Origin of the sequence: Myxococcus xanthus, from assembly GCF_013116825.1 — a bacterium.
GTDB classification, from domain to species: domain Bacteria; phylum Myxococcota; class Myxococcia; order Myxococcales; family Myxococcaceae; genus Myxococcus; species Myxococcus xanthus_B.
The window spans coordinates 1-16,467 of record NZ_JABFNS010000112.1 but is presented as its reverse complement, the minus strand read 5'-3'; the positions used below and the strand labels follow the sequence as shown (position 1 = coordinate 16,467).

The following is a 16,467-nucleotide window of genomic DNA, read 5'->3' as shown; positions in this document are numbered from 1 at the left end:
ACGCGCGCATCGCCCTTTCGCGCCGCCCGCTTCCTGTTACCTTCCGCGCCCCCATGGACCGTCCCCTGCACTCCGTCCGTACGCGGCTGGACGACTTCCTCGCCGAGCTCGCCACGCTGAACTACCGGCAAGGCGCCGGGCTCGCGCTGGATGTTTCCCCCAGCCAGCTCCACGCTTCCTTCCCCGAGCTGTCGTCTCCGGACACCTTCGCCGCCGCCAACGAGGCGCTCGCCAAGGCCCAATCGAAGAACGAGCCCCTCACCGTCCGCCGCATCCGACTGGTGCGTGAGCTGGTGGCCTCGCACGTCGAGGACGCGCTCGCCGCCCGTCACGTGGAGGCCATTGCCTCGCTGGAGGCCCAGGCCCGGCTGATGGTGGACGACCAGACCTACTCCTTCGGCGAGGCGCTGGGCCGCATTCCCCACGAGTCCGCCCGGGGCCGCCGCGCCCTGCTGGAGCGCGCCACCGGCGAGTTCCTCTGGCAGAACCGCACCCGTTACGGTGACCGGCGCGATGCGGCCCTGCACACCGCGGAGCAGCTGGGCGCGAAGAACTACCCCGCCCTGCGCCAGGACGTCACCGGCATCGACTTCGCCAGGCTGGCCGAGTCCGCCGCGACGATGCTCGCGCGCACGGAGGACGCCTACCGCGACGTGCTCGCCTACGTCCTCAAGAAGGTGGACCCGCTGCTGCGTCCACTGCCCGGCGGAGAGGCCCGCAGGCATGACTTGCAGGCCGCGCTCCAGGCCCCGTGGCTGGACGGCTTCTTCCGACGCGAGGACGCCTTCCCCGCCGTGGTGCGCTGGCTGGGCGAGTGGGGCCTGACGCCCAACGCCGGAGGCCGCATCCGCATCGACGACGAGGCCCGGCCCGGCAAGTCACCGCGCCCCTTCGTCGCCGTGGTGCGCGTGCCGGACGACATCCGCCTGGTGCTCCAGCCTCGCGGCGGCATCGACGGGCTGGCCAGCCTGCTCCATGAGATGGGCCACGCGCAGCACCGCGCCCATGTCTCCGACACGCTGCCCATGGAGCTGCGCCGGCTGGGCGACGCGTCCGTGACGGAGGCCCACGCCGCCGTCTTCGAACGGCTGCTCCTGTCCCCCGAGTGGCTCAAGCGCTACCTGGGACTGCCCACCGTGGCCGCGCGAGACACGGTGCGGCTGGCCGCCTTCCAGGCCCTGACGCTGCTGCGGCGTCACGCGGCCAGGCTGACCTACGAGCTGTCCCTGACGCAGCGGGGCGCCTCCACGGAACGCGCGGACGAATACGCCGACGGGCAGCGCCGTGCGCTCTTCGTCGAGCCACACCCTGGCTTCTTCCTCCACGACGTGGACCCGCAGCTGTACGTGGCGCACTACCTGCGGTCCTGGGCCCTGGAGACCCAGCTCACCGCGCGCCTCACGGAGCGATTCAACGAGGACTATTGGAGGAACCCCGCGGCCGCCGCCTGGTTGAAGGGGCTGTACGCGCGTGGGGGCACTGATGATGCGGAAGGACTGGCCACGGAGACGTCAGGCACGCCGTTGGCGTTGCCCGAGGCCGGGGAGCGCCTCGTGGCCATCCTCAACCGGTAGGGGACACCCGCGAGACGACTACTTCTTCTTGCGGAGCGCCCGGACAATCTTGTCCTTGGTGGGATTGGCGGCGGCATCCCGCGCGCGCGTGGCGGCGACGGGCTTGCTGCTGGCGGTGGCCGCGGGCTTGCCACCCGCGCGAGCGCGCATCGCCTTCATCAGCTGCATCTCGATGAGGAGCAGCTCGTCGCCCAGCTCCTGGTTGTCACCGGCGGCACGGGGCAGCGGTGCACGGGTGCTGGAAGCGCCAGCACCGTGGCGCATGCGCAGAACCTTCTCCTCTTCGGCCGACAGCGTACGCGCCTTCTCCAGCGCCGCTTTGACCTCCTTGGCCGTCACCGTGCTACTTCCGACCTTGCGCTCCATCGCCGCTCCCTTGCTGTGAAGCCCCGCTGAACATCCGAGCATGTCGGACGCGTCCGGGCCGCAACCGTCGAGGATTGTAGAGGACGCAAGAGTCAGCGCAAATTTTCTTCCAACATCCCGCTGCCTGGATGTAGCGCCGCCCCCTCCACGCCCGCCCGGGATACCCCGGAGTCCCGGCCAGCCGTTCACCGGGAAACAGCGCCCGGAAAGGGCGCCGCAGCCACGTCACGTGCCCTCTTCGTCCTCCGGCTCCGGGGCCGCCTCCGGGCTGGCCGAATCCGAGTCCGAGGGCTTCTTGCGCTGGATACCGAAGGCGTCGAGCGCGTCGGCGATGCCCTGGGGCTTGTCCGCGTCCGGGAGGAAATCCTCGGGCGGCTGGAGCCGTGGGTCCTTGCCTACCTCGGAGAGGGCGGCCTCCAGCGTCAGGCGCAGCTCGGCCGCCTCGGGCGTCTTGTCCCCGGGCACGCCCATGCGCCCGTCCAGCCGGGCCTTGAGGACCACGGAGGTGGCGGAATCCACCAGCACCTCGCCGTCCAGCGAGCGCGGCAGGCGGTGGGCGAAGAAGTTGGCCCGGCGGACCGTCGTTTCGTCCGCGCCCCCCTTCTTGGCCTGGGGCATGGGCGGCAGGGGCCGGGGCGCGTCCGCCTGGGCGGCGGGGGCCAGCGTCACCACGTAGCGCCAGGCCGTCCGGCCCTCATGGGTGACGGTGCCCTCGGGCGTCAGCTTGATGCGCCCCTGGAAGAGGCTGTCGAAGTCGCGGATGGCGCCGGTCAGCTCCGCGCGGGTGCGCTCGGCCATGCCCCGGTCGCGCAGGCGCTGGCGGAAGGGGCCGTACCGGTTGCGGGCGAACACCTGCCCGCCCACACGCATCACCTCCAGGCCCTGGTCCCGGGAGTTCTCCAGCACACCGTGGAAATCCCCGCTGACCCCGCCTGGGCCGGCGCGGAAGGTGCGCGTCTCGGTGAGCTTCACGGGGATGGAGGCCTCGGAGGTCCACTCGTACCCCAGCGTCGCCTGGTAGCGGTGGGGGCCCAGACGCTCGGTCACCTCGGCGGCGTCCATGCCCAGGATGCGGCGCGCCACCTGGGGGTTGTCCGCGACGTCCTCGGGGGGCAGCTTTTCCTTCGCGGACGCCACCACCTTGGGCGGGTCTTCCGGCGAGAAGATGCGTGCCTTGGCCGCCTTGTCGACCGGGTCCGAGCAGCCGACGGCGGCCAGCGCCATGGCGAGGGTGAAAGCGGACTTCTTCAGACGGCTCACGACTCCTCCGGGAGGGTACGACAAGGCCGGCAAGTTACGTGGGGCATACACGAGCAGCAAGCAGTGGCTTGCGTGCGGCCGTGCAAGGGATAGAACGCCCAACTCATGCAGAACCTGCGCGACAAGCTATTGAAGGCGGGCCTCGTCACCGAGGACCAGGCCAAGAAGGTGGAGACGAAGCCCAGCCAGGCGGAAGCCCGGCGGCCCGGACCCCAGGAGGGCGGCCGTTCAGGCGGCAACCGTCCTCCCCCCCGCCGTGATGACAACCGGACACCAGGCGGCCCGCCCCGAGGCGAGGGTGGAGGCCGCCCGGGTGGCGGCCGTGACGCCGGGCGTCGTGAGGGCGGCGGACGTCCTGGCGGCGGCTTCGGGGGTGCCCCCCGGCACGGCGGAGGTCCCCAGCACGGGCGGCCGGCCGCGGCGGCGCCGGAGCGGGCCATCCCCAAGCTGCCCCCCATGCCGGGCTCCAAGGCCTACCAGCGCGCCGAGTCCAAGCGGCAGGTGGAGCTGGACCGCGCCTTGCGCGAGCTGGTGCTGGGCTCCCAGGTCCCCGTCGAGGCGGGGGAGACGGCGTTCTACTTCATGACCCGCAAGGGCAAGCTGCGCCGGCTGGAGCTGAGCCCGGCGCAGGCGAAGCAGCTCGAGGAGGGCGAGCTGGGCGTGGTGGAGCGCCCCGAGCCCGCGCAGATCGAGCACTCGCTGGTGCCTTCGGCGGCGGCGGAGCAGATGTTCGCGCTGTCGAAGAAGTCGGTGCGCTTCCTCAACCGCAAGGAGAACCCCGTCGGCTTCATGAACGACGAGGAGCTCAAGGCCCAGCAGGCCGCCGAGGCGGCGGGCACCGCGCCCGAACTGCCCGACGAACCCGAAGGCGGGTCCGAGGCGTCGGCAGAGACCGCGTCCGAGGGCGAGACGGCCCCGACCGAGCCGACGGCCAGCAGCGAAGAAGCCCAGAACGGCTGAGCCAGACACCGGCGTCTTCCCACCCTCCCCGTCCCTCGTGGATGCGGGGAGGGTGGCGATGCCGCCCGTGACGGCGGCGCCACGCGGCCTCGGCACGTCCTGATGCCAGTATGAGGGCCCGGCGCTAGGCTGGTCTCATGACGACCTCCAAGACGGTGGTGGTAACGGGCGCGAGCCGAGGCATTGGCCGCGCGGTGGCGCTGGCCTTCGCGAAGGCGGGCCATGACGTGTGGGCCCTGGCGCGTTCGACGGAAGCGCTGGAGTCGCTCCGGCAGGAAGGCGGCGAGCGCATCCGGCCGCTCGCGGTGGACGTGGCCGACGAAGCGGCGCTGGTTGCCGCGAGCCAGCGAATGCTCGCCGGCGGTGCCCCGCGCGTGCTCGTGAACAACGCGGGCATCACCGTCTCCGCGCCCCTGACGAAGACGCGCACCGAGGACCTGGCCCGCGTCATGGCCGTCAACGTGACGGCGCCTTTCCTCCTCTGCCGCGAGCTGATGCCGGCCATGGCCCAGGCGGGCGGCGGACGCGTCATCAACATCGGCTCCATGGCCGCGGTGCGGGGCGTGAAGTACACGTCCGCGTATTGCGCGTCGAAGCATGCGCTGCTGGGCCTGACGCGCGCGCTCGCGGTGGAGTACGCGAAGAAGCAGGTCACGGTGAACATCGTGAATCCAGGCTGGGTGGAGACGGACATGTTCGCCGGCGCGACCTCGGCCATCAGCGCCTCCACGGGCCGCAGCGAGGAGCAGGCGCGCGAGGCCCTGGCGTCCATGAACGCCATGGGCCGCATCATCACGCCGGAGGAAGTCGCCGCGCTGTGCCTGTTCCTCGCGTCAGACGCGGCGGGCGGCATCACCGGCGCGGCGTACGCCATCGACGGTGGCGAGCTGGGCTGAGACTTCACTCCCATTCCGCCTGACTGCCTGCCCGGCCGCCACCCGTGGCCGGGAGCGTTGCGCAGCGGGAATCCCATCCCCGGCCGACAAGCGCGCTAGAGCTGGTACCGGCCGACGATGGCGCTCAGCTCGGCGGACGCCGCGGAGAGCTGGATGGCGGACTGCTCGCTCGCGGCCATCCGGTCGACAATCTGGTCCGCCAGGTCGGCCATCGAGCTGAGCGCGGCGAACAGCTCCGCGATGCCCGCATCTTGCTGGCTCACGGCCTCGGCGATGCTGCGCACCGTCTTGCCGTTGCTCTGGATGATGCCCGCCAGCGAGCGGAGGCTCTCGCCCGCCGCGCGCACCTGCTCCAGGCCACCTTCCACCTCGCGCGCCCCGCCCTCACTGGTGCTCACCGTCTGCGAGATGGCCCGGCCGATGTCGCTCAGGATGGACTGCACGCGCGTGGTCGCCCCCGCGGACTGGTCCGCCAGCGACCGCATCTGCCGTGCCACCACCGCGAACGAACGGCCCGAATCACCACTGCGCGCCGCCTCGATGGACGCATTGAGCGCCAGCACGTTCGACTGGTCCGCCAGGTCCTTCACCGTGCGGGTGATGTCGCCCACCTGCCGCGTGCGCTGGTGCAGCTCCGCGACGGTGCGGCCAATCTGCTCCACGTGTGACCGGATGTGCGTGAGCCCCCCCACGCTGCCGGACACCGCGGCCTCGCCCGCCTCGCCAAAGCCACTGGCCTTGTCCGCCTCCCGCAGGATGACCTCCACGCGCCGCGCCGCCGCGCGCGAGGCCTCCTGGAGCTGCTGCGCCGCAATCTGCGTCTCATGCAGCGCCACCGCCTGTTGCGACACCGCCTCGTTCTGGACGGACGCGGACTCGGTGAGGTGCGTGGACGCCGTTTCGAGCTGCTCGGCCGAATGGCGCAGCGCCATCAACAGCTCGCGCAGCTGCGACATCAACTCCGAGAACGAACTGGCGAGCTGACCAATCTCATCCTTCGAGCGCACCACCAGCGCCCCTCGGAAATCCCCCTCCGACACCATCCGCGCGGTGGCCACGGTCAGCTCGCGCAGCGGCTCCATCATCCGCCGCACCAGCAGGAAGACGGCCGTGCCCGCCGCCGCCGTGACGATGATGCCCAGCAGCACCACGAGCAGCATCGACGCACGGAACTGCTCCGCTTCCTTCCCACCGTCACGCGCGAGCAGCAGCTCCACGCCCGGCCCCATCTCCACCCGGCGCAGCCGCAGCGACACGCCATTCACCGACACCTCGTCCGGCCGGCCCTTCCCCTCCAGCGCCGCGAGCAAGGCATCATCAGGCACCGCGCTCAGCGCGTGCGCCACCGGCTTCCCGCCCACGGTCAACACGCCCTCCGCACCGCGCTCGTCACGCAGCGCCTGCAGCTCCACCTCGCCCAGGACCCGCCCCAGCACCACGTACCCCGCGGTGCGGCCCTCGGCCGTCATCACGGGCTGCGCCACGGCCTGATGCGGCACCCCATCCACCAGGAGGATGCGCGCACCGCCCTCCTTCACCAGGGACTCCATTCCAGACAGTGCACCGGGTGGCATGCCCGCGCGCACCCCCGCCGCGGTGTCCACCGCGAGCAGCAGGTCCACGCCCAGGAGCGACTGCTGCGCACGCAGCGAGGGCTCGAGAGGCTCCCCGACCCCGGCCCCGCTCGACAGCGCGGCCTGCCAGGGCGTGCCGGCCGCGGTGACGCGGGCCAGGGCCGTCAGCGAGCGCGCCTCCTGGGACAGGGCGCGGCTCCACGCGGCTTCGTCTTGCGCCAGACGGGACGTGACGGCTTCGTGCGACCACGTCCGAAGCGACACGCCCGTGAGCGCGACGCTCAGCATGGAGAGACAGAGGATGACAAGGGAGAGCGCTGCGGTCAGGCGCGCGGCAAGGCTGTGCGTCATTCGCTACAAGGCCTGGGGATGGGCGGGGGGAGCCCAGTGGGGGACGGCGAGCCTACCGCGACAACGCCCGGCTGTTGAGCAAGGAACAACAGGTGGCAGGAATGACCCGGCCGCATGTCTCGCATGACACAAATCGAGACCTACACCGATGTCGTGCACCTACGTCCACGGCGCTGGCGCGCGCGGGGTCATGGACACTCACCCCGGCGTTGCATTGACCGGTGTGGAAGCGGCGCGTTTGCGTGCATGGCATGCGCTCAACATCCATTCCAGCGGCACTGGCCCTGATTGCCCTCACCCCCAGCGGACTTCGCGCGGAGGAGGCCGCCGGAGAGGCGCGCGCGAAGGCCGAGCCGCCTCACACGCCGCGCAACTTCGGCAACCTGCGCGTGGGTGGCTCCACGGCGAACGACAATGGCCGACCCGACCTGTGTCTGGAGTTGTCCCCCGTGGCGTTCCTGTCCGTGGAGAGCTGTGGCACGGGGAGCGGTTTCCTGCACCGCGACCCCGAGCCGGAGGTGGCGCACTTCCGCGCCAAGCTGCGGCTGGCCAGCTTCGACGTGGAGCGCTGGGGCACCTTCCAGCCCTTCCTCGCCGGGGGCTTCGCGGAGGCCCAGGTGGGCCGCGACGACCTGGGGTTCCAGTTCAAGGGGACCGACCGGCGCCGCGTGGCCACGGCAGGGCCCGAGGGGGGACTCGGGCTGCGCTTCCTCCGTCCGCTGGCCGCGGGCTTCGAGCTGGTGGGCGACTTCAACTTCAGCCTGGCGTGGATGCCCCACGCTCCCGAGCTCATCCTGCCCGGGAACACGTGGCTGCCGTCCGCCAGCATCTCCTTCGGCGTGGGCTTCTGACGCGCCTCACGCTTCCGCGACGCGCAGCACCACCGCCGTGATGTTGTCCTTGCCGCCCGCCTCGTAGGCATCCGCGACCAGCGCGTCACAGACCTCGCGCGCGGAGGACATCGTCAGGCGCTTCATCAGTCCCTCCACGCCCAGCGGCTCATAGAGCCCGTCCGAGCACAGCAGGAACACATCGCCCGGCGCCGTCTGAAGCCGCTGCACGGTGGGCTCCGCGTTCTCCGTGCCCAGCGCGCGGGTGATGAGGTGGCGCAAGTTGCCCGAGCCTCCCGGCGGCTCCATGCCCGCGTCCCGAAGCTCCTCGATGAGCGAGTGGTCGCGCGTGAGCGACTCCAGCTTTCCGCCACGCAGCCGGTACAGGCGGCTGTCGCCCACGTGCGCCACCGCCGCGCCGTGCTCGCTCACCGCCAACGCCACGACGGTGGACGCCATCTCCCGCAGCCGGCCCACGCGCTGCGCCTGGAGGTTGCGCTGCGCCAGCGCCGAGCACGCCGCCAACAGGTTCTCTTCACGGCTGCGGCGAGGGTCCGGCACCGTGGGCCACGTCGAATCCCGGTCCTGTCCCAGGCGCAGGCCAAAGCCCACGAAGGTGTCCACGACGCACCGGCTGGCGACTTCTCCCCCCTCTTGTCCGCCCAGCCCATCCGCTACGACGAACAGCCCCAGCTCCGGTGCGACGCAGAACGCATCCTCGTTGTGCGGCCGCCGACCGATGTGGGTCTGTCCCGCGCTGTCCATTCTCATGACTGCCTCCTCGGCCTCCCACCAGCAAGCGAGAGGCCAGCGTCCTTCCCCCCGACGGACGCATGAAACGGATACTCCGTTTCTGGGGATTCCTGGGAAGGGAACCGCCACGGCGCCGTGCCCCCCCCTCCCCCGTCCACTGGCAGACGCTGCAAGTGCCCTCCACACGTCAACAGCCCCCAGAACGTGGGGTCACGACCCCACACCTCCGCCTGGCACCTGGGCCCCATTCCCCGAGGGGGCGCTTGGCCGGCAGGACGCTCCCCTCAGGGTGCGCGAATGCCATGACAACGAAACGAGGAACCCGGCATGTCCGGGCCTGTTCCCTGGCAACTTCTCCGGTGACGAAGCGACAATTCCGATGCGGCCCGGAGTGTGCGCCGCAGGGAGCCCTTGATGTCGTCCATCCGCCGCATCACCGCGAGCATCTCCAGCGCCATCTCCCGCGCCCGGCTCGACACCAACCTGGAGTCGGTGTCACCGCTCGCGCCCCGCGAGCCGCTGCAGCCAATCCCCGCGGTGCGGCGTGGCTATGCCGACGAGAGCGAGTTCCAGGCGGAGGTGGATGACCTGGACACGTCGCTCGCCGCGCATGCGCCGATGCTGGCGGGCGTGGACGCCGCGAATGCGGAAGCGCCCGAACACCTGCGCGTGTTCGCCGGCGAGAGCTCCTTCGAAGCGGCTCCGCCGCGGTATTCGCAGTTGCTGGGCTCGCAGCTCCCCGCCACGCTCGGCGCGCCCCGGGAGCCGGTGAGCGGCGCGGCGCACCGCACCGCCTTCCGAGGGGCCAGCGCCCAGGACATGGGCAGCGACCTGCTCTCGCCGGAGGCCGCCGCGTGGGAGTTGCAGAACCGGGACACCTCCACCGCGCCCACGCCCATGGAAGCGGAGGACGTGCTGTTCATGCTGAATGGCCCCGGCGCCGCGGCCGACCTGGAGCCACCGCTGGAGCTGGGACTCGAGGACATCTTCGAGGAAGCCCCGCGACTGCACGCCGCGGAAGACGCGCTCTTCATGGCTGGAGCCGATGACGCTTCAGCGGCCACCTCTGACGCCGCGGAGCCCCGGCAGCCGGGCCTCGCCGCCGCTCGCTCCGGCGCGCCGGTGAACTTCGCGACCGAGGCCGCGGGCATCGATGCCGTCCCCGCCGACCTGGTGACGGCCGCGGCCGGTGACGCGCGCGTGGATGATGCGCCCGCGGGCTACGCGCTGGGCAGCGCCTACGCGGCCACCTACGGGCAGCAGTTCGCCGTGAGGCAGGCGCTGGACCCGGCGGTCAGCCCCGCGGGGCCGGACGAGTTCCTCGCGGACCCGAACGACTTGAACATGCTGCTGCCGGAGGAGCCGTCCCTGGACGACGCCGCCGTGGCAGGCGTCCTGGGCTCCATCTCCGCCAACCCCGCGGCGGCCAGCGCGCCAGTGGCCGCCACCTTCGCCTCACAGGGCGTGGAAGTGGTCGCGGAGGCGTTGGAGCCGGAGCTGCGGCCCGAGGCGAACCCCAGCACCACCGAGACCTTCGCGCCCGAGAATCCGCGGGCCTGAGCCCCTCACGGCCTGGGCGGCGCTTCTCCCTGGCCGATGCCGTCGAGGTACGTCTGCGCCTCGATGACCTCGCGGTTCAGCTCGTCCAGATAGCGCCGCCGCTCCGGACTCTGCCACTCCGCGGCGGAGAAGGACGTGGAGGGATAGTCATTCGTGGTGTGCACGTACCCGCGCAAGCTCGTCATCAGCTCGCGATCCGGATCTCCCCGCTCCTTGAGGAGGAAGCCCTCCACGTCGCGCAGCTTCAGGGGGAAGGTGGGCACTTCGTCCAACACCAGGTTGCCGGCGATGGTGAGCTTCACCTCCTGCTCGCCGCGCTTCAGCTCCTCGTTGAAGGACACGTGCGCGAAGGGCATGCCGCTCTCGTCATCCACGCGGCCCGCCACCACGTACCGTCCGGCCTTCTGGACCTGAATCCCGAGGTAGAGCTGAAGCGAGCCTTGCTCCAGCACCTCCCGCACCCGGCCCGTGAAGAGCGCCGGAGGCGACGGCGTGTACATGATGTCGAAGAACGCGGTGCCCTCCGCGCTTCCCGAGCGCACCTGCACGTCCACGCGCAGCGTGCCTGAATAGATGGGGAACCCCTGCTTCGACGGCTGGAAGCGCCCGGTGAAGGTGCCGTCTCCGGAGAGCGCGTCGCCCGCGGCGCCCTCGTCGGAGAAGTGGAGGGGGACCGCCGGCATGACACCCGCGCCGGGCATGTGCTCGGCCTCGTGCGCGGAGGCGGACACCACCTGGCAGGGCCTGGGCATGCGGCGCGCGTCCTCGCAGCCGACGAAGAAGTGCACCACCTCGTCGCCGACGACGAAGACGCGGTCCTGCTTCAGCCGGAGCTGGATGTCGGAGCCGTCCTTGTTCAGCGGACGCGTGCGCTCCGGCTCCGCCATCTCCATCTGGTCCGGGTGCTCACTGGCGGGACGCGACTCCGGCGGATAGCGCGTCGCCTTCATGTACGACTCCAGCGTCTGCTTCGCGCGCGCCAGCCGCTGCTCCCACAACTGGCGCCGCGCGTCCCGCTCCGCTTCCTCCGGGCTGCGGGCCGGGTCCTGCACGGCCACTCCTGGCACGCGCCCCGTCGGCCCGCCCATGCCGCCTCCCGACTTCCGCGGCGCGGGGTTCTGCATTCCAGACGGCGAGGACGCTTCCCATGCACCGTCCTCGCCGGAGGACTCCGGGCCGGCACCTGCTTCCATCCACCACCACCCCACGCCCCCCAGCACCAGCGGGATGAGGGGAACGGCCCACAGGGCGCGGCGCATCCGGGACGCGGGGGCGGAAACGGTGCCAGTCGGAGTCATGTCGCTTCTTGCAATGGAGGGGGCTCAGTACGCGTAGTTGACCACGTCCTGGCGGACCGGCGCGATGATGCCACCCCAGTTGCCTCCGGCGTAGTGGTTGTACGCCTCCCGGTCGTCACGCAGCTCCACCGTGTGGAAGCTCCACTTCGTGCGCCCGTCGCTGGTCGCGGCCGTGCCCAGGTTCAGGGTGCCGCCACAGAACCAGTCACCGGGGTTGCACTGCGAGCTACCCGCGCTGCCCGAAACGGCCCCCGTCGAGTGGTACGACACCGCCTCATCGTCCTGGCCGGGGAGCACGCCGGAGTACAGCGTGCCCTTGGCACCCGCGAACATGTAGAACCACACGTTGCGCGTGGTGTTGTGGTTGTACATGGCGCGCGCGGTGGTGGTGACCAGGTCGCTCACCAGCGGCTCATTCACCGCCCACTCGCCAATGTCGGCCAGCTCGCTGCCGCCGCCCGCGCCCGACGCCACGTTCACCCAGCGGATGTTCCAGCCCGTCTGCTTCGCGCCGCTGCTCACGTTGCCACACACGCCATTCGTGTTGGGCGTCGCGTTCTTCACCTGTCGCTCCGAGCCGCCATACATCGACAGCGCGTAGCCAATCTGGAGGTTCCCCGCGCTGTGCGCGGCGACGTAGCACCAGTTGTCACCCGTGCAGAAGCAGTCCAGCGCGTCGCGAATGCGGTAGTTCTGCGAGCCGATGCGCTCACGGCCGTCCCAGTTGACGGCCTTCTTGTTCACGCCGGCCGCGACGCTCGCGGAGCCCCAGTAACTGAAGTCATTGTAGTTGCCGGGCTGCGTCGTGCCGCCGTTGCGGCCATGAATCCACAGCGTGTAGTTGGCTGCGGCGGCCTCCGTGCCCGCCAGCATCGTTGCGGCGACAAGGACCGTACCGAAGAACTTCTTCATGTTGAGCGCCTCCAGCGCTGCATAGGGGGTACCTGCCCGGCGGGGGACCAGGCGGCGAGGCGTACTGTAGAGGCGCGGTGTGTAAAAGGTCGAGGTCACGGAAACCTCGAAGTGCGCGCGAAGACTGACGCAGCGCATCACCCCGTGGATTCCCGCGGGGAGGTGACATTCGAGACGGCCGCGTCAACGCGATGTGTCGACCACGTAGCGTTCCAGTCGTTCCAGCGCGTCGGGCAGATTCGTGCGGCCCAGCCCCAGGCGGAAGTGGTTGCCGGGGAAGTCATAGACGTCTCCGGGCAGCAGCAGCACGCCTTCGCGCTCGCGCAGTTCCTCGGTGAAGCGGGCCACGGGCGTCTCACGAAGCAGCCTGGGAAAAGCCACGCTGCCCGCGCGCGGGCGCACCCACTGGAAGGTGTCCGGGTGCCGCGCGAAGAAGCCATCCAACAAGGCGAGGTTCGCCGCGAGCAACTCCCGGCTGCGCGCCAGCACCCGCGCCTTCGCGCGCAGCGCGATGAGTGACAGCACCTCGCTGGGCGCGCTGTTGCAGATGGTCGTGTAGTCCTTGTAGGCCGCGCAGCGCCGCAAGAGCTCCACGTCACGGCAGGCCAGCCACCCCACGCGCAGCCCCGCCAGTCCGAAGGCCTTGGACATCACCCCCAGGCTGATGCCGTGCGGCGTGTGGCTGGCCGCGGGCGGCAACGTGTCGCGCGTGTCGTACTCCAGCAGCCGGTACACCTCGTCGGACAACAGGTGGATGCCGCGCTCGCGCGACAGCTCGCACAGCGCGTCGAAGGTGGCCCGGTCCAACAACGCGCCCGTGGGGTTGTGGGGGAAGTTCACCACCAGCAGCCGCGTCCGCGGCGTCAGCGCGCGGCGCAGCGCATCCAGGTCCAATGCCCAGCCGTCCTCCTCGCGCAGACGCAGCAGCGTCACGTCCGCGCCCGTGGCGCGCGCCACCTCGTGCAGGGACTGGTAGCCCGGCCAGGTGACGACGGCGTGGTCCCCGGGGCCCAGCAGCACGTTGACCAGGACGAAGAGCGCCTCCTCCGCGCCGGCGAAGGTGAGCACCTGGTCCGGAGAGAGCCCGGGGTACAGGGCGGCAATCTCCTCGCGCAGCGCGGGCAGGCCGGTGGATTCGGTGTAGCCCAGCGTCAGCGCCTCCCAGCGGGCCCGCTCGTCCGGGCCGGCGAGCGCCAGCAAGTCCGCCATCCGCCAGCCCTCGATGTCCGAGGAACACAGCAGGTACGGCGCCGCGAACTCCCAGCGCGCGAAGTACCGCTCCAGCTTGAAGTCGGGGATGCGCATGCCGTGAGTGTCTGCCTGCTTCGCGGCCTGCCGTCCAGCGACGCCCGGAAGCGGCCCCGCGTGCCTAGCTTGAGTCGCGTCATTTCCGAACCCAGGCCTTGCTGGAGCCCCTATGCCCACGCGCGACATTCCCATCACCCTGCTGGACCCGGACGGTGGGTGGATCAACACGCCCGTCCATGTCTCGGAGCTGGATGAGGTCCCCGTCCTCCTCCACTTCTTCTCCGTCAGGCAGCGCGGCGCTGACGAGGACATCGACGCGGTGAAGCGCATCATCGCGGAGTACGGTGCGCGGGGGCTGAAGGTCATCAGCGTGGATGTCACCCACTCCGACAAGGAGCTGCGGGACACCAACGCGGTGGAGGCCTTCGCGCGAAAGCACGGGCTCTACCACCCCATCGCCGTGGATGACGGCTCCATGGCGCGGGCCTACGACGTGGCGGACACGCCCGCGTGGCTCGTGTTCGACGCGGACTCCGGCCGGCTGCGCCACCACTTCTCCGGAAAGAACGCGCCCCCCCACGTGCGGCAGGTGCTGGAGCGCTTCATCCAGGCCAGCGCCGCGGCCCCCTCTCCCGCCCCCTGACTCCAGGAGTCCACCATGCCAGCTCACCGCAAGGGTTCTGACTCGTCCCGCATTTCGCTCGGCACCGTGGCCGCGGCCGGCATCGGCGCGGCGCTGGGACTGCGCCGCATCCTCCGCTCCCGCTTCCAATTCAAGGACAGCACCGTCCTCATCACCGGCGGCTCTCGCGGCCTGGGGCTGGTGCTGGCGCGGCAACTCCTGAAGGAAGAGGCCCGGGTGGCCATCTGCGGCCGGGACGAGCAGACGCTGGAGCGGGCCCGCGAGGAACTGGAGCGCACCGGCGGCGAGGTCTACGCCATCCCCTGCGACGTGCGAGATCCAGTGCAGGTGGAGGCCATGGTCTCCGCCATCCACGAGCGCTGGGGCACGGTGGACGTGCTCATCAACAACGCCGGCGTCATCCAGGTGGGGCCGCTGGAGTCCATGACGCTGGAGGACTTCCAGGAGGCCATCGACACGCACCTGTGGGCGCCGCTGTACACGACGCTGGCCGTGCTGCCGGAGATGAAGCGGCGCGGAAAGGGGCGCATCGTCAACATCGCCTCCGTGGGCGGAAAGGTGAGCGTCCCCCACCTGGTGCCGTATTCGGCCAGCAAGTTCGCGCTGGTGGGCCTGTCGGACGGCCTTCGCGCGGAGCTGCGCCAGGACGGCATCGTCGTCACCACGGTGTGCCCGGGGCTGATGCGCACGGGCAGCCCACGCAACGCGTACTTCAAGGGCAACCACGAGGCGGAGTACGCGTGGTTCGCCACCGGGGACTCCCTGCCCCTCACCTCGCTGAGCGCCGAACAGGCCGCGCGCAAGATCCTGGACGCGTGCCGGCGGGGAGACGCCGAGGCGCTGCTGGGCGCACCGGCGAAGCTGGCCGCCTTGGGCCGCGCGCTGGCCCCCAGCCTGACGGCCGCCCTCACCGCCTGGGCCAACCGCTTCATGCCCCAGGACAGCAGCCAGGACCGCTACAGCGGCAGCCAGAGCGAGACGCCGCTGACCCAGTCCTGGCTCACCGAGCTGACGCGGCGCGCGGCCGAGCGCAACAACGAGACCGAGGTGCCGCTGCACTGACGGCCCCCGGCGGCGAACGCGGACGCTAGTCCTGCGCCCTCTCCATGGCCCAGTGGCCACGGTGCTCGTAGGCCAGGGCCAGCTGTTCGCGCAGGGCGGCCAGCATCCGCGTGTTGCCGTCCTGCTCGTACCCCTGGAGCGCCTGCTGGCAGCGGGGCACGCGCGCGAGGAACGCCTTCACCGCGTCCACCGTCAGCGCCTTCACGTACATGCCGTACCCCAGCTGCTCCAGGTACAGCGCGTTGATGACCTGCTCGAACTGCCCCTCCAGCGGCACGCTCAGCACCGGCTTGCGCAGGTACACCGCCTCGCTCATCAGCGTGAAGCCGCCGCTGGCCACCACGCCCCGCGCGGTGCGCAGGTCATCGATGAAGCCCTTTTCACTGAAGGGCCGGTACGTGAGGTTGCCGTCCACCAGGTCCTCGGTGATGTCGCGGCGCAGCCCGTACACGCGGCAGGGGATGCCCGCGGCCTTGAGGATGTCCGGCAGCGCCGTGTTCGTCGTCGACGTCTGGTACACGAGCAGGTGCTCACCGGGTTCGGACTTCGCCTCCAGGATTTCGGGGCGCAGAATCGACGGGGCGAGCGTGGTGCGCCGCTTGCGGAGCTCCGGGTAGAAGAACGTGGTGACCAGGTAGTGGAAGGCCCCCGGCAGCTTCGCCTTCACGATGGCGCGCGACGTCTCGAAGCTGTCCTCGTGGCCCGCCAGCAGCGCCGGCTCGTGCTTGCACCGGTTGATGACCTGCATGTTGTCCACGCTGATGACGGGCAGCCGGTGATTCCGGGCGAACATGTAGCTGAACGACTCGAAGTCGCTCACCACCACGTCCGGGCGGAAGCCGTCCACCAGCTCGAAGTACTGGCGGATGTTCTGCGGCCAGCCCTTCACGGCGCCCGTGAGGTTCTGCAGCACCGTCTGCCACTTCTTCACCGAGTTGCCCTCGTACGCGAGCGTCAGCCCCCAGATGCCGTGCACGTTCTGGAAGCGCTTGGCCAGGTAGTCCTGGGCCCGGCCGGAGACGACGATGTGGACCTCGTGCTCCTTCGTCAGCTCCTCGAGGAGGACGCGGGAGCGCGTCGCATGGCCCATGCCTTCGCCGACGACACCGTAGAGGATTCGCATGCCCGGCAGCATACGCGCCCGCCACGCCCCCGTTGAGCCCGCCCCACCCTCGCGGCT

15 protein-coding genes are annotated in these 16,467 nt (G+C 70.7%); 7 read left to right on the top strand and 8 right to left on the bottom strand.

Features of this window, described 5'->3' with window-relative positions; genetic code table 11:
* The first annotated feature begins 53 nt into the window (after positions 1-53).
* Positions 54-1,574 (top strand): gluzincin family metallopeptidase, encoded by a 1,521-nt coding sequence (locus HNV26_RS27325; RefSeq protein ID WP_171443349.1) that lies wholly within the window; start codon positions 54-56, stop codon positions 1,572-1,574.
* A gap of 18 nt (positions 1,575-1,592) precedes the next feature.
* On the opposite strand, the gene HNV26_RS27320 is transcribed toward HNV26_RS27325, so the two are convergent.
* Both HNV26_RS27320 and HNV26_RS27315 read right to left on the bottom strand, forming a co-directional pair.
* The gene (locus HNV26_RS27320; RefSeq protein ID WP_020477748.1) at positions 1,593-1,940 is read right to left on the bottom strand and encodes a hypothetical protein; all 348 of its coding nucleotides are present in this window, start codon (positions 1,938-1,940) and stop codon (positions 1,593-1,595) included.
* A 225-nt stretch (positions 1,941-2,165) separates the two neighbouring features.
* Entirely contained in the window at positions 2,166-3,200 is a 1,035-nt protein-coding gene (locus HNV26_RS27315) for a hypothetical protein (RefSeq protein WP_171443350.1), read from the bottom strand.
* 105 nt (positions 3,201-3,305) lie between these two features.
* Here HNV26_RS27315 and HNV26_RS27310 point away from each other — a divergent pair, with 105 nt between their 5' ends.
* Together HNV26_RS27310 and HNV26_RS27305 are read left to right on the top strand one after the other, a co-directional pair.
* Positions 3,306-4,160 carry a DUF2058 family protein gene (locus tag HNV26_RS27310; protein WP_171443351.1) on the top strand — a complete coding sequence of 285 codons (855 nt, stop codon included), beginning with the start codon at positions 3,306-3,308 and terminating at the stop codon, positions 4,158-4,160.
* A gap of 137 nt (positions 4,161-4,297) precedes the next feature.
* The gene (locus tag HNV26_RS27305) at positions 4,298-5,056 is read left to right on the top strand and encodes an SDR family NAD(P)-dependent oxidoreductase (protein ID WP_171443352.1); all 759 of its coding nucleotides are present in this window, start codon (positions 4,298-4,300) and stop codon (positions 5,054-5,056) included.
* Between the two features lie 95 nt (positions 5,057-5,151).
* Here the strand turns inward: HNV26_RS27305 and HNV26_RS27300 are convergent, their stop codons facing one another.
* A complete protein-coding gene (locus tag HNV26_RS27300; RefSeq protein WP_171443353.1) occupies positions 5,152-6,981 on the bottom strand; it encodes a methyl-accepting chemotaxis protein in 1,830 nt (609 codons plus the stop codon).
* 251 nt (positions 6,982-7,232) lie between these two features.
* On the opposite strand from HNV26_RS27300, the gene HNV26_RS27295 reads away from it, so the two are divergent.
* Complete coding sequence (locus tag HNV26_RS27295) at positions 7,233-7,832, top strand: hypothetical protein (protein WP_216612760.1); 600 nt, start codon at positions 7,233-7,235, stop codon at positions 7,830-7,832.
* A gap of 6 nt (positions 7,833-7,838) precedes the next feature.
* On the opposite strand, the gene HNV26_RS27290 is transcribed toward HNV26_RS27295, so the two are convergent.
* Complete coding sequence (locus HNV26_RS27290) at positions 7,839-8,582, bottom strand: PP2C family protein-serine/threonine phosphatase (protein ID WP_171443355.1); 744 nt, start codon at positions 8,580-8,582, stop codon at positions 7,839-7,841.
* A 396-nt stretch (positions 8,583-8,978) separates the two neighbouring features.
* Here HNV26_RS27290 and HNV26_RS27285 point away from each other — a divergent pair, with 396 nt between their 5' ends.
* A complete protein-coding gene (locus HNV26_RS27285; RefSeq protein WP_171443356.1) occupies positions 8,979-10,124 on the top strand; it encodes a hypothetical protein in 1,146 nt (381 codons plus the stop codon).
* A gap of 5 nt (positions 10,125-10,129) precedes the next feature.
* Here the strand turns inward: HNV26_RS27285 and HNV26_RS27280 are convergent, their stop codons facing one another.
* The 3 genes from HNV26_RS27280 to HNV26_RS27270 all read right to left on the bottom strand — a co-directional run bounded on the left by HNV26_RS27280 (position 10,130) and on the right by HNV26_RS27270 (position 13,639).
* Positions 10,130-11,422, bottom strand: a complete 1,293-nt coding sequence (locus HNV26_RS27280; protein ID WP_171443357.1) for a hypothetical protein — start codon at positions 11,420-11,422, stop codon at positions 10,130-10,132.
* A 24-nt stretch (positions 11,423-11,446) separates the two neighbouring features.
* Complete coding sequence (locus HNV26_RS27275; RefSeq protein ID WP_171443358.1) at positions 11,447-12,334, bottom strand: hypothetical protein; 888 nt, start codon at positions 12,332-12,334, stop codon at positions 11,447-11,449.
* Positions 12,335-12,517: 183 nt separating this feature from the next.
* Positions 12,518-13,639: an aminotransferase class I/II-fold pyridoxal phosphate-dependent enzyme gene (locus tag HNV26_RS27270; protein ID WP_171443359.1), complete on the bottom strand. Its 1,122-nt coding sequence runs from the start codon at positions 13,637-13,639 to the stop codon at positions 12,518-12,520.
* 112 nt (positions 13,640-13,751) lie between these two features.
* On the opposite strand from HNV26_RS27270, the gene HNV26_RS27265 reads away from it, so the two are divergent.
* Entirely contained in the window at positions 13,752-14,225 is a 474-nt protein-coding gene (locus HNV26_RS27265; RefSeq protein ID WP_171443360.1) for a peroxiredoxin family protein, read from the top strand.
* 15 nt (positions 14,226-14,240) lie between these two features.
* Complete coding sequence (locus tag HNV26_RS27260) at positions 14,241-15,287, top strand: SDR family NAD(P)-dependent oxidoreductase (RefSeq protein ID WP_171443361.1); 1,047 nt, start codon at positions 14,241-14,243, stop codon at positions 15,285-15,287.
* A 25-nt stretch (positions 15,288-15,312) separates the two neighbouring features.
* On the opposite strand, the gene HNV26_RS27255 is transcribed toward HNV26_RS27260, so the two are convergent.
* On the bottom strand, positions 15,313-16,422 hold the full coding sequence (locus HNV26_RS27255) for an MJ1255/VC2487 family glycosyltransferase (RefSeq protein WP_171443362.1): 1,110 nt from the start codon (positions 16,420-16,422) through the stop codon (positions 15,313-15,315).
* Positions 16,423-16,467 lie beyond the last annotated feature (45 nt).

Coding starts and splice junctions, on each gene's coding strand:
- HNV26_RS27290 (WP_171443355.1), bottom strand. CDS start 8,582: ATGAGAATGGACAGCGCGGGACAGACCCACATCGGTCGGCGGCCGCAC.
- HNV26_RS27265 (WP_171443360.1), top strand. CDS start 13,752: ATGCCCACGCGCGACATTCCCATCACCCTGCTGGACCCGGACGGTGGG.
- HNV26_RS27270 (WP_171443359.1), bottom strand. CDS start 13,639: ATGCGCATCCCCGACTTCAAGCTGGAGCGGTACTTCGCGCGCTGGGAG.
- HNV26_RS27275 (WP_171443358.1), bottom strand. CDS start 12,334: ATGAAGAAGTTCTTCGGTACGGTCCTTGTCGCCGCAACGATGCTGGCG.
- HNV26_RS27280 (WP_171443357.1), bottom strand. CDS start 11,422: ATGACTCCGACTGGCACCGTTTCCGCCCCCGCGTCCCGGATGCGCCGC.
- HNV26_RS27325 (WP_171443349.1), top strand. CDS start 54: ATGGACCGTCCCCTGCACTCCGTCCGTACGCGGCTGGACGACTTCCTC.
- HNV26_RS27295 (WP_216612760.1), top strand. CDS start 7,233: ATGCGCTCAACATCCATTCCAGCGGCACTGGCCCTGATTGCCCTCACC.
- HNV26_RS27305 (WP_171443352.1), top strand. CDS start 4,298: ATGACGACCTCCAAGACGGTGGTGGTAACGGGCGCGAGCCGAGGCATT.
- HNV26_RS27255 (WP_171443362.1), bottom strand. CDS start 16,422: ATGCTGCCGGGCATGCGAATCCTCTACGGTGTCGTCGGCGAAGGCATG.
- HNV26_RS27260 (WP_171443361.1), top strand. CDS start 14,241: ATGCCAGCTCACCGCAAGGGTTCTGACTCGTCCCGCATTTCGCTCGGC.
- HNV26_RS27320 (WP_020477748.1), bottom strand. CDS start 1,940: ATGGAGCGCAAGGTCGGAAGTAGCACGGTGACGGCCAAGGAGGTCAAA.
- HNV26_RS27310 (WP_171443351.1), top strand. CDS start 3,306: ATGCAGAACCTGCGCGACAAGCTATTGAAGGCGGGCCTCGTCACCGAG.
- HNV26_RS27285 (WP_171443356.1), top strand. CDS start 8,979: ATGTCGTCCATCCGCCGCATCACCGCGAGCATCTCCAGCGCCATCTCC.
- HNV26_RS27300 (WP_171443353.1), bottom strand. CDS start 6,981: ATGACGCACAGCCTTGCCGCGCGCCTGACCGCAGCGCTCTCCCTTGTC.